Here is a 13,124-nt window from a genome sequence, read left to right as displayed (position 1 = left end):
GCGTCGATGCCGGCGTCGCCGAGTGCCTGCACGAGCGTGACGGTCAGGGCCGTCGCGCGGCTGAGCGCCGGATGGTGCGGGCTCGGCTCCTCGGCCGCGGCCAGCAGGGACACCACGCCCGCGAGGTCCGCGGTGCCGTCGAGTTCCGTGAGGCGCGCGGCCAGGGTCGCGCGGTCCGTGCAGGCGTCGTCCAGGACGAGGGTGCGGGCGTCGGCGCCGTGCGCGGTGAGGGCGCCGACGAGGTCGTCGTCGGTGGTGCCTTCGGTGGTGACGACGAGCCAGGTGCCGGTCAGTGCCGCCGTGGGCAGGGTGGTCAGCGGCTGCCAGGTGGCGCGGTAGCGCCAGGAGTCGACGGCCGCCAGGTCGCGTCGGCGTCGGCGCCAGTCGGAGAGGGCCGGAAGGACGGGCTCCAGGGCGGCGCGGTCCAGGCGCAGGCGGGAGGCGAGGGAGTCGACGTCGTCCTCTTCCACCGCCGTCCAGAATTCCGCGTCCACCGCGTCCGCTGCGGGCCGGTCCTGGGACCGGTCGGGGATCGCCCACAGATGCTCGCGCTGGAATGCGTACGTGGGCAGCGGTACCCGGCGGGCGCCGGTGCCGGCGAAGACTGCGGACCAGTCGACGCCCGCGCCCCGGACGAAGGCTTCGGCGAGGGAGGTCAGGAAGCGGTCGGTGCCGCCCGCGTCGCGCCGGAGGGTGCCGAGCACCGCGGCCGCGCCGCCGGCTTCCTCGGCCGTCGCCTGGATGCCCATGGCGAGTACGGGGTGGGAACTGACCTCGACGAAGAAGCGGTGCTCCTGGGCGAGGAGTTCACCGATGGCGGGCTGGAAGCGGACGGTCTGCCGCAGGTTGGTGTACCAGTAGTCGGCGTCCATGCCGGTGGTGTCCAGCCAGTCGCCGGTCACCGTCGAGAAGAAGGGCACCTGCGCGGGGCGGGGGCGCACCGGCGCGAGGACGCGGTGCAGTTCGTCCCGTACCAGCTCGACCTGCGCGGAGTGCGAGGCGTAGTCCACGGCGATGCGCTTGGCCCGGACGTCCTCGGCGACCAGCTCGGCCTGTAGGGCGTCCAGCGGCGCGGTGGCACCGGAGACGACGGTGGACCGGGGGCCGTTGACCGCCGCGATCGACAGGTCTTCGTACCCGGCGGCCCCGGCGAGGCGCTGTTCGACGTCGGCGGCGGGCAGCGGGACCGACATCATGCCGCCGGATCCGGCCAGCCCGCGGGCGATGGCCTGGCTGCGCAGCGCGACGACGCGGGCCGCGTCCTGAAGGGAGAGCGCTCCGGCGACGGCCGCCGCGGCGATCTCCCCCTGCGAGTGGCCGACCACGGCGTCGGGGGTGATGCCGTGCGAGGTCCACAGTGCGGCGAGCGAGACCATGACGGCGAAGGAGGCGGGCTGTACGACGTCGACGCGGTCCAGCGTCGGCGCGCCGTCCACCTGGCGCAGCACGTCGAGCAGGGACCAGTCGACGAACTCCGAGAGGGCGGTGGCGCATTCGGTCAGGCGCTCGGCGAAGACCGGGGACTCGTCGAGGAGCCGCGCTCCCATGCCGACCCACTGGGAGCCCTGGCCGGGGAAGACGAAGACGGTCCTGCCGTCGGTGTCGGCCGTGCCCTGGACGACGCCGGGCGCGGAGCCGCCGGTGGCGAGGGCGTCGAGGGCCGCGCGCCGGGTCTGCTCGTCGGTGCCGACGACGACGGCGCGGTGGTCGAAGAGGGTGCGCGCGGTCACCAGGGAGTGGCCGACGTCGAGGGCGCCGGGTGCCTGTTCGTCGTCGAGGTGGGCGGCGAGGTTGGTTGCCTGGGCGCGCAGCGCGCCCGGGGTGCGGGCGGTCAGTATCCAGGGGATGGCGTCGCCGGCCGGGGGCACCGGCCGCTCGGGGGCCGCCTCCTGCGGGCGGGGGGCTTCTTCGAGGATGGTGTGGGCGTTGGTGCCGCTGATGCCGAAGGAGGAGACCGCGCAGCGGCGCGGGCGCTCGCCCTCCGGCCAGTCGGCGGGCTCGTGCAGCAGGGCGACGGTGCCGGGGGTCCAGTCGATGTGGCTGGAGGGGGTGTCGGCGTGCAGGGTGCGCGGCAGTGCTCCCCGGCGCAGGGCCAGGACCATCTTGATGACGCCGGCGACGCCGGCCGCCGAGATGTTGGACTTCACGGAGCCCAGCAGCAGCGGGCTCTGCGGGTCGCGGTCCTGGCCGTAGGTGGCGAGCAGGGCCTGCGCCTCGATGGGGTCGCCGAGAGCGGTGCCGGTGCCGTGGGCCTCGACGGCGTCGATGTCCTTCGGGGCCAGCCCCGAGTTGGCCAGGGCCTGGCGGATGACGCGCTGCTGGGAGGGGCCGTTGGGGGCGGACAGGCCGTTGGAGGCGCCGTCCTGGTTGATGGCCGAGCCGCGGACGACGGCGAGGATCTGGTGTCCGTTGCGCTGGGCGTCCGAGAGGCGCTCCAGGACGAGGATGCCGACGCCTTCGGCGAGGGTCATACCGTCGGCGCCGTCCGAGAACGCCTTGCAGCGGCCGTCTCCGGCCAGCGCCCGCTGCCGGCTGAAGGCGATGAACGGGTTGGGGTTGGTCATCACGGTCGCGCCGCCGGCCAGGGCCAGGGAGCTCTCGCCGTTGCGCAGGGACTGGCAGGCCAGGTGCAGGGCGACCAGGGACGAGGAGCAGGCGGTGTCGACGGTGACCGCCGGTCCTTCGAGGCCGAAGAGGTAGGCCAGGCGCCCGGAGAGCACGCTGGGGCTGGTGCCGGTCACCAGGTGGCCGGCGGAGCCGTCCTCGACGCCGAGGCCGTACTCCTGGTAGGTGGAGCCGATGAAGGTGCCGGTCGCGGTGCCGTGAACGTGGGTGGGGTCGATGCCGGCCTGCTCGAACGCCTCCCAGGTGGTCTCAAGGAGCAGCCGCTGCTGGGGGTCCATCGACAGCGCTTCGCGCGGCGAGATGCCGAAGAAGGAGGCGTCGAACTCGCCCGCGTCGTGCAGGAACCCGCCCTGGGTGGAGTAGGTCGTGCCGGGGTTGTCCGGGTCGGGGTGGTAGAGGCCGGTGTTCCAGCCGCGGTTGACGGGGAAGTCGGTGATGGCGTCGACGCCGTCGCTGACCAGGTCCCACAGCTGCCGCGGGGAACGGACGCCGCCGGGGAAGCGGCAGCTCATGCCGACGATGGCGATGGGCTCGTCGAAGCCCCCCGAGGGAACGGCCACGGGCGTGGCCGCGGCGCCGTCGGTGCCCAGGAGTTCCGCACGCAGGTGGCGGGCGAGGACGGTGGGGGTCGGGTAGTCGAAGACGAGGGTGGCGGGCAGGGCCAGGCCGGTGAGGGCGGCCAGCCGCTTGCGCAGTTCCACGGCGGTCAGCGAGTCGAAGCCGGCGTCGCGGAAGGCCCGCCGCTCCGAGATGGCGTCCGCGGAGTCGTGGCCGAGGGCGATGGCCGCCTCGGCACGTACCAGGTCGGCCAGCAGCCGCGTCTGCTCGTCCTCGTCGAGGCCCCGCAGGCGGGCGGCGAATTCGGGTGCGGCGCTCGCGTCCTCCGTGCGGGCGAGGGCCTGGACCTCTGCCAGTTCGTCGAAGAGGGCGCTGGGGCGGGTGGCGGTGAAGACGGGGTGGTAGCGCTCCCAGTCGATGTCGGCGACCGTGACGGTGACGTCCTTGTCGACGACGGCACGGCGCAGTTCGGTGAGGGCGTTCGCGGGCGCGAGGAAGCGCAGGCCGCGCTTGTGCAGTGCGTCGGTGACCGCCTCGTGGGTGGCCATTCCGGCCTCGGCCCAGGGACCCCAGGCCACCGAGGTGGCGGGCAGGCCGCGGGCCGCGCGGTGCTCTGCCAGGGCGTCGAGGTAGGCGTTGGCGGCGGCGTAGGCGCTCTGCCCGGCGCTGCCCCACACTCCGGCGATCGAGGAGACCAGGACGAAGAAGTCCAGGTCCTGGCCGTCCAGGAGGCTGTCGAGGTGGGCCGCGCCGAGCATCTTGGCGGCCATCGCCTCGGCGGCGGCGTCCAGGGGGGTTTCGGCCAGGGAGGCGTTCTGGCCGACGCCGGCCGCGTGCACGACGCCGGTCAGCGGGTGCTCCGGGGGTACGGAGGCCAGGAGTGCGGCGAGCGCGCCACGGTCGGCGGTGTCGCAGGCCGCGATGGTGACCTCGGCCCCCAAGTCCCGTATTTCTGCTGCCAGTTCGGCCGCTCCCGGGGCATCGGGGCCGCGGCGGCTGGTGAGGAGGAGGTGGTCGGCGCCGCTGCGGGCGAGCCAGCGGGCCGCCTCAGCGCCGAGCGCTCCGGTGCCGCCGGTGATGAGCACGGTGCCGCCCGCGGTGAAGGCGTCGGCGGGGGGCAGTTCGGCCTGCGGGTGGCGCACCAGGCGCCGGCCGAGCGCTCCGGTGGCCCGGAGGGCGATCTGGTCCTCGCCGCCCCGTGCGGCCAGCGCGCTGACGAGGTGCTGGGTGGCGGGGGCGTCGAGGGCGGCCGGCAGGTCGATCAGGCCGCTCCACAGCTGCGGGTGCTCCAGGGCGGCGACCCGGCCCAGTCCCCAGACCGCGGCCTGGAGGGGGTTGGTGAGCGGGTCGTCGGAGCCCGTGGTGACGGCGCCGCGGGTCAGCGTCCACAGCGGGGCGGCGAGGTCGATGTCGGCCAGTGCCTGGGTCAGGACGAGGCTCAGCGCGAGCCCGGTGGGCAGCTCGGCGCCGGCCTCGGCGCCGGGCCGGTCGGCGAGCGGGAGCAGGGACAGGATGCCGGCGAAGCCGCGGTCCTGCGTCCGTACGGCGTCGAGCCGGGCGGCGAGTTCGGTGCGGTCGCGGCAGGCGTCGTCCAGGGTGAGGGTCTCGAACTGGGCGCCGTGGCCGCGCAGTGCGTGCAGGATCTCGTCGCTGTCGATGCCGTCGGCGGTGACGAGCAGCCAGGTGCCGTCGAGTACGGGCGCGGCGGCCGCCGTCGCGGGGCGCCAGGCGACGCGGTAGCGGGTGGAGTCCAGCAGCGCCTTCTCGTGCCGGTGCTGGCGCCAGGAGGACAGTGCGGGCAACAGCGCGTACAGGGAGGCGTGCTGTTCGTCGCGCAGCCCGAGGAGAGTGGCCAGCTCTGCGGCGTCGCCGCGTTCGACGGCGCCCCAGAGTTCGGCGTCCGCGGGGTCGGCGGCGGCCGGCGCGAGGCCGACCGGGGCCGGTTCGGGCCAGTAGCGCTCGTGCTGGAAGGCGTAGGTGGGCAGATCGACCGGGTGTGCTCCGGTGCCGGCGAGGTACGCGGGCCAGTCGACGGCCGTGCCACGCACGTGCAGGCGGGCCAGGGCGGTGGCCGCACAGCGCTCCTCGCCGCGCCCGGCGCGCAGCAGCGGGACGATGTGCGCGTCCGCCGCGTCGCCGAGGGCTTCCTGGGCGGCGGCCGACAGCACGCTGTCGGGGCCGACTTCGAGGAAGGTGCCGGCGCCGGAGTCGTGTGCGGCGCGCAGGGTGTCGGCGAAGCGGACGGCGCCGCGGGCGTGCGCGACCCAGTAGTCGGCGGAGCGCAGTTCGTCGTCGGTGGCGGGTCGTCCGGTCAGGCCGGAGATGACGGTCACGTCCGGCGCGTGGTAGGTGAGCTCGGCTGCGACCTCGCGCAGCCCGTCGAGCGCGGGCTCCATGAGCGGCGAGTGGAAGGCGTGGCTGACCGTCAGGCGCTTGGTCTTGCGGCCCTGGGCGGCGAAGTGGGCGGCGATCTCCTCGGCGGCGGCCAGGTCTCCGGCGACCACGACGCTGTGGGGGCCGTTGACGGCGGCGAGGGAGACCTCGTGCTCGCGCCCGGCGAGCAGCGGCGCCGTCTCGTCCTCGCCGGCCTGGAGGGAGATCATCGCGCCGCCGGCGGGCAGCGCCTGCATCAGCCGTCCCCGGGCGGTCACCAGGCGGGCCGCGTCGGACAGCGAGAGGACGCCCGCGACATGCGCGGCGGTGATCTCGCCGATGGAGTGGCCCAGCAGCACGTCGGGGCGGATGCCCCACGTGCCCAGCAGCCGGTGGAGCGCGACCCCGACGGCGAACAGCGCGGGCTGGGTCCACTCGGTGTGGTCCAGCAGCGCCGCCTCGGGGCTGCCCTCCGGGGCGAACAGGACGTCCTTGAGGGGACGGCCCAGGTGCGGGTCGAGGGCGGCGGTGACCTCGTCGAGGGCCTGGGCGAACGCGGGGAAGCGGGCGGCGAGTTCACGGCCCGCGCCGGGGCGCTGGCTGCCCTGCCCGGAGAACACCACGGCCAGCTTGCCCGCGCCGCCGATCTCGCCCTCGGTGAGCGCGGAGCCGGGCCGGTCGGCGGCCAGGTCGGCGAGTGCACGCAGCAGTTCGTCGCGGTCGCCGGTGACGACGGCGCGCTGGTCGAAGGCCGTGCGCGTGGTGGCGAGGGAGAGCGCGACGTCGACCGGGTCGAGAGTGGGGCGCTCGTCGAGGAAGGACCGCAGGCGGGCGGCCTGGTCCCGGAGGGCCGCGCGGCTCTTGCCGGACAGCGTCCAGGGCACGACGGCCGGGGTGAGCGCCGGCTGTTCGCGCTGGTCGGGGGCGGCCGACGGCTCCTCGACGATGAGGTGGGCGTTGGTACCGCTGAAACCGAAGGAGGAGACGGCGGCGCGACGCGGCCGGCCGGCCTGCGGCCAGGGCGTCTCCTCGGTGAGCAGGCGCACCGCTCCGGAGCCCCACTCCACGTGCGAGGACGGCTCGTCGGCGTGCAGGGTACGGGGCAGCACGCCGTGGCGGATGTTGGACTTCACGGAGCCCAGCAGCAGCGGGCTCTGCGGGTCGCGGTCCTGGCCGTAGGTGGCGAGCAGGGCCTGCGCCTCGATGGGGTCGCCGAGGGCGGTGCCGGTGCCGTGGCCCTCGACCGTGTCGATGTCCGTGACGGACAGGCCGGCGGCGGACAGCGCCTGCCGGATCACCCGCTGTTGGGCGGGGCCATTGGGGGCGGTCAGGCCGTTGGAGGCACCGTCCTGGTTGACCGCGGAACCGCGGACCACGGCCAGGACCTGGTGCCCGTTGCGGCGGGCGTCGGAGAGGCGTTCCAGGACGAGGACGCCGACGCCTTCGGACCAGCCGACGCCGTCGGCGCCATCGGAGAACGCCTTGCAGCGGCCGTCCGGAGACAGGCCGCGCTGCCGGGAGAACTCGATGAGGGCGCCCGGCGTCGACATGACCGTGACGCCGCCGGCGAGTGCGAGGGAGCACTCCCCCGCGCGCAGTGCCTGCATCGCCCAGTGCATGGCGACCAGCGACGACGAGCAGGCGGTGTCGACGGTGACGGCGGGGCCTTCCAGCCCGAGCGTGTAGGAGATCCGCCCGGAGGCGACGCTCGGGGCGGTGCCACTGCCCTGGTGGCCCTCGAACTGTCCGCCGGAGAGGACCGTGGCGTAGTCGTTGTACATCACGCCCGCGAACACGCCGGTCCGGCTGCCGCGCAGGGACGCCGGGTCGATGCCCGTGCGCTCGATGGCCTCCCAGGACGCTTCGAGCAGCAGCCGCTGCTGGGAGTCGGTGGCCAGGGCCTCGCGGGGGCTCATGCCGAAGAAGGCGGGGTCGAAGTCGGCAGCGGTGTGCAGGAATCCGCCGAAGCGGGAGTAGGAGGTGCCGATGCGGTCCGGGTCCGGGTCGTAGAGCGCGTCCAGGTCCCAGCCCCGGTCGGTGGGCAGGCCCGAGATGGCGTCGGTGCCCTCGCTGACCAGCTGCCACAGGTCCTCGGGCGAGGCGACCCCGCCCGGGTAGCGGCAGCTCATGCCGACGATGACGATGGGGTCGTCGTGGGTGGCGGTGCCGGCGGCACGGGGAGCGCTGGTCGCGGTGACGGCTTCCGAGCCCATGAGCTCGGCGAGGATGTGCGTGGCGAGGGCGTCGACGGTCGGGTAGTCGAAGACCACCGTCGCGGCGGTGCGCAGGCCGGTGGCCGCGCTGAGCCGGTTGCGCAGTTCGACGGCGGTCAGCGAGTCGAAGCCCAGCTCCCGCAGCGGGCGCCGCGCGTCGATGTCGGCGGTGCTGGAGTGGCCGAGTACGGCGGCCACTTGACCGGCCACGAGGTCGAGCACGACCTCCCGGCGGTCGGTCTCCGCCAGCCGGGAGAGCTTCTGCACGAGGGTGACGGCGGTCTCCGAGGCCGAGACCACCGAGCGGCGGGCCGGGGTACGGATCAGGCCGCGCCACAGCGGCGGTACCGCGCCCTGGGCACCTTGGAGGCGCAGGACGGACAGGTCGAGCCTGGTCGGCAGCAGGACGGCGGCGTCCATGGCGGTGGCGGCGTCGAAGAGGGCGGTGCCCTGTTCCACGGTGAGCGCCGGGGTGCCCATACGGGCCAGGCGCGCGAGGTCCTCGTCCGACAGGCCGCCGGTCATTCCGGCGGTGGGCTCCCACGGGCCCCAGGCCAGGGAGAGCCCCGGCAGGCCCTGGGCGCGGCGCAGTTGGGCGAGCGCGTCGAGGAAGGCGTTGGCGGCGGCGTAGTTGCCCTGGCCCGCCGTGCCCACGGTGCCGGAGAGGGAGGAGAAGACGACGAAGGCGGCCAGGTCCAGATCCCGGGTGGCCTCGTGGAGGTGCCAGACGGCGTCGGCCTTGGGCCGCAGGACCGTGCTGATCTGCTCGGGGGTGAGTGACTCGATCACGCCGTCGTCGAGGGTGCCGGCGCTGTGCACGACGGCGGTGACGGGGTGCTCGGCGGGCACCCCGGCCAGCAGCCGGTCCACGGCGGCACGGTCGGCCAGGTCGCAGGCCGCGATGGCCACCTGGGCGCCGTGTTCGGTGAGTTCGGCCACGAGTTCTCGGGCGCCCTCGGCGTCGGCGCCGCGGCGGCTGACGAGCAGGAGGTGCCGTACGCCGCGCTCGGTGACCAGGTGCCGGGCCAGTACGCGGCCCAGGCCGCCGGTGGCCCCGGTGAGGATCACGGTGCCCTCAGGGGCCCATTCCGCAGTGGTCTGCGATGCCTGGGCACGGGCGAGCCGCGCGGTGAGCACGGCGGTGCCGCGGACGGCGGTCTGCGGCTCGTCCAGGGCCAGGGCCCGCAGCAGCGGCTGCGCGGCGGGCTCGTCGAGAGCGGGGTCGAGGTCCAACAGGCCGAAACGGCCGGGGTGTTCGCTCTGCGCGACGCGCACCAGGCCCCAGACGGCGGCGGCCACCGGGTCCGGCGCCTGTCGGGCGTCGGTGGCGACGGCGCCACGCGTGACGAAGACCAGCCGGGACCCGGCGTACTGCTCGCTGTCCAGCCAGCTCCGCAGGCATGCCAGGACGTGGGCGGTGCGGGCGTGCACGGAGGTGACGACCTCGTCACCGGTGTCGGCGTCCGCACCCGCGAGGGGGGCGAGTACCACGTCCGGTGCTCGGGTGCCGTCCGCGCCGGGCAGCGCCATGACGGTGAGGTCCGGCGACGAAAGCGCCCGCTCCAGGCCGAAGAGGTCCGGGCCGAGGACGCCGACCGAGGCGGGCGCCGTCTGCGGGGACTGGTGTGGTGCGGTCCAGCGCAGTTCGAACAGGGCTTCCCGGACGAGGGAGTTGGCGGCGCCGAACCGCTCGTCGGGCACCGGGCGCAGGACCAGCGAGCCGATGGAGGCGACGGCGGCGCCGGTGGTGTCGGCGACGGCGATCGCCACGGCGTCGTCGCCGGCCGGGGTCAGCTTCACCCGGACCGTCGTCGCCCCGCTCGCGTGCAACGTCACGTCCTGCCACGAGAAGGGCAGGCCGCCGCGGGCGTGCTCGCCCAGGTCGGCGAAGGCCGCGGCGTGCAGGGCGGCGTCCAGCAGGGCCGGGTGGATCCCGAACGACGCCGCGGAGTCGGCGTCGGAGCCGTTCGTGTCGGGCAGCGTCACCTCGGCGTAGACGTCGTCGCCGCTGCGCCAGGCGGCGTGCAGGCCCTGGAACAGCGGGCCGTAGCCGAAGCCGGTGTCGGCCATCCGATCGTAGAAGCCGTCGAGGTCCAGCGGCTGGGCGTCGGCGGGCGGCCAGGCGGTGGCGTCGAAGTCGGCGTGGTGCTCGCCGGCGACGAGGGTGCCTGAGGCGTGCTGGGTCCAGGGGAGTTCCTCCGGCCCGTCGGGGCGGGAGTGGACGCTGACGGCGCGGCGACCCGACTCGTCGGGGCTGCCCACCCAGACCTGCACCTGGACGCCGCCCTCCTCGGGAAGCAGCAGCGGGGCGGCCAGCGTGAGTTCCTCCACACGACCGCAGCCGGCCTCGTCCCCGGCGCGCACGGCCAGTTCCAGGAAGGCGGTGCCCGGCAGCAGCACCGTGCCGCGTACGGCGTGGTCGGCGAGCCAGGGGTGGGTGCGCCGCGAGAGTCGACCGGTCAGCAGCAGGCCGTCGGAGTTGGCGACCGACACGGCCGCCGTCAGCAGCGGGTGGTGCGCCGCGCCCAGGCCGGCGGCGCGCACGTCACCGCCCGTCGCGGGCAGGCTCTTGGGCCAGTAGCGACGGCGCTGGAAGGCGTAGGTGGGCAGAGCGGTGCGCTGGGCACCAGTGCCCTGGAAGTAGAGCTCCCATTGGACGGCCGCGCCGCGGGTGTGCAGGCCCGCCAGCGCGGCGGTGAGGGTCTCGACCTCGGGGCGGCCCGGCCGCAGCACGGCGAGCGTGGCGGGGATGCCATCGGCGAGGACGGCGTCGGCGGAGTCGGAGGCGCCGTCGGCGGTGCCGGTCGCAGCCAGGGAGTTCTGGGCCATGGCGGACAGGACGCCGTCGGGCCCCAGCTCCAGGAAGGTGGCGGCGCCGTGGCCGTGGAGCCAATCGACGGCGTCGGCGAACCGTACGGTGTTCCGGGCGTGGTTCACCCAGTACTCGGCGGAGGTCAGCTGCTCCACCGTGGCGAGGGTCCCGGTCAGGCCGGAGACGACCGGGGTGACGGGCGCCTGGGGGGCGAGCCCGGAGAAGACCGTGCGGAAGTCCTCCAGCATGGGGTCCATGAGCGGCGAGTGGAACGCGTGCGAGACGCGCAGCCGCTTGGTCTTGCGGCCCAACGCGCCGAAGTGCTCCGCGACGGCGCTGACCTCGTCGGCCCGGCCGGCGACGACGACGGCGGCGGGCCCGTTGACTGCGGCGATCGAGACGCGGTCCGCCCGGTCCGCCAGCAAGGGCAGGACCTCCTCCTCGGTGGCTTCGAGGGAGACCATGGCGCCGCCTTCGGGCAGCGCCTGCATGAGGCGGCCGCGGGCGAGCACCAGGGCCGCGGCGTCGGCCACGGTGAAGACCCCGGCCACGTGTGCCGCGGCGATCTCTCCGATGGAGTGCCCGGCGAGGAAGTCCGGCTTGATGCCGAAGGACTCGGCGAGCCGGTACAGCGCCACCTCGATCGCGAAGAGCGCGGGCTGGGCGTAGCCGGTCTCGTCGAGGAGGGCGGCCTCGGGCGTGCCCTCGGGGGCGAACAGCACGTCCTTCAGGGGCCGTTCGAGCCCCTGATCGAGGTGGCTCACGACCTCGTCGAGGGCGGTGGCGAAGGCGGGGAAGCGGGCGGCCAGTTCACGCCCCATGCCCGGCCGCTGGGAACCCTGGCCCGCAAAGAGGAAGGCGAGCTTGGACCGGGTCCGGGCGGTGTCCTGCACCAGGCCGGGAGCCGGCATGCCGTCGGCCAGCGCGGTCAGGGCGGCGCGAGCCCGGTCCAGGTCGGCTGCGGTGAACGCGGCGCGGTACTCAAGGCCGGAGCGGGCCGTGGCCAGGGAGTAGGCCACGTCCACGGGCGCGAGACCGGGGTGAGCCGTGAGGTGTTCGAGCAGCCGCGCCGCCTGGGCGCACAGCGCCTCGCGGGTGCGGCCGGAGACGAGCCAGGGGACGTCGCCGACCGCCAAGGATGCGTCGGCGGCCGGCGGCGCGGTGCCCTCCTGGTCGGCCTCGGGGGACGGGGCGGCCGGGGCCTCCTCCAGGATCGTGTGCGCGTTGGTGCCGCTGAGCCCGAACGAGGAGATGCCGGCGCGGCGCGGCTGTTCGCCCTGCGGCCAGGGGACTTGCTCGGTGAGCAGGCGCACGGCCCCCTGTGTCCAGTCGACGTGCGAGGACGGCGCGTCCACGTGGAGGGTGCGCGGGAGCAGGCCGTGCCGCAGGGCCAGCACCATCTTGATGACGCCGGCCATGCCGGCCGCCGCCTGGGTGTGGCCGAGGTTCGACTTGACGGAGCCCAGCAGCAGGGGGTGTTCGGCGTCCCGGCCCTGGCCGTAGGTCGCCAGCAGCGCTTGGGCCTCGACCGGGTCGCCCAGTGCGGTGCCGGTGCCGTGCGCCTCGACGACGTCGATCTCGTTGGCCGAGAGTCGCGCGCTGACCAGCGCCTGCTCGATGACGCGTTGCTGCGAGGGTCCGTTGGGCGCGGTCAGCCCGTTGGAGGCGCCGTCCTGGTTGACGGCGGAGCCCCGGATGACGGCCAGGATCTCGTGGCCGTTGCGGCGGGCTACCGAGAGGCGCTCCAGGACCAGGACGCCCACGCCCTCGGCCCAGCCAGTGCCGCCTGCGGAGTCGGCGAAGGAGCGGCAGCGGCCGTCGGCGGAGAGCCCGCCCTGGCGGCTGAACTCCACGAAGGTGGTGGGGCTGGACATCACGGTGACGCCGGCGGCCAGTGCCAGGGAGCACTCGCCCTGACGCAGGGAGTGGGCGGCCAGGTGCAGGGCCACGAGGGAGGACGAGCAGGCGGTGTCGATGGTGACCGCCGGGCCCACGGTCCCGAAGAAGTACGCGAGTCGGCCCGAGATGACGCTGGTGGTCGTGCCCGTCAGGGCGAAGCCCTGGACGTCGTCGTCCGGACCCACCCGGTACTCCTGGGGCATCGCCCCGACGAACATGCCTGTCCTGCTGCCCCTGACCGCCGCCGGGTCGATGCCGGACCGCTCGAAGGCTTCCCAGGAGGACTCCAGCAGCAGTCGCTGCTGCGGGTCCATGGCGAGTGCCTCGCGGGGGGATATCCCGAAGAAGGAGGCGTCGAACTCGGCAGCGTCGTGGAGGAATCCACCGGAGAACTCCCCCGCGTCCTCGGCCAGCTGCTCCCAGCCGCGGTCATCGGGTGAGGTCGTGATGCCGTCCCCGTCAGCGGCGAGCAGGGACCAGAGCTCTTCGGGGCTGCTTACGCCACCCGGGAAGCGGCAGCTCATGCCCACGATCGCGATCGGCTCGCGAGTCGCCGCCTCCAACTCGCCCACCCGCTGCCGGGAACGCCGCAGGTCGGCGCTGGCCCGCTTCAGGTAGTCGCGGAGTTTCTGTTCCTGATCCAT

1 protein-coding gene (cut by a window edge) is annotated in these 13,124 nt (G+C 74.7%); it reads right to left on the bottom strand.

Going from position 1 to position 13,124, the window contains the following annotated elements:
- A protein-coding gene (locus ADK54_RS37215) for a type I polyketide synthase (RefSeq protein WP_053730250.1) crosses the window boundary here: on the bottom strand, positions 1-13,124 show its start. Its footprint begins 15,382 nt before the window's first position; the window shows 13,124 of its 28,506 coding nt (coding positions 1-13,124); it begins with the start codon at positions 13,122-13,124; its stop codon lies beyond the left edge, outside the window.

The sequence above is a fragment of the Streptomyces sp. WM6378 genome (genome assembly GCF_001279695.1).
Lineage (GTDB): Bacteria > Actinomycetota > Actinomycetes > Streptomycetales > Streptomycetaceae > Streptomyces.
This window is presented reverse-complemented; position numbering and strand designations above follow the sequence as displayed.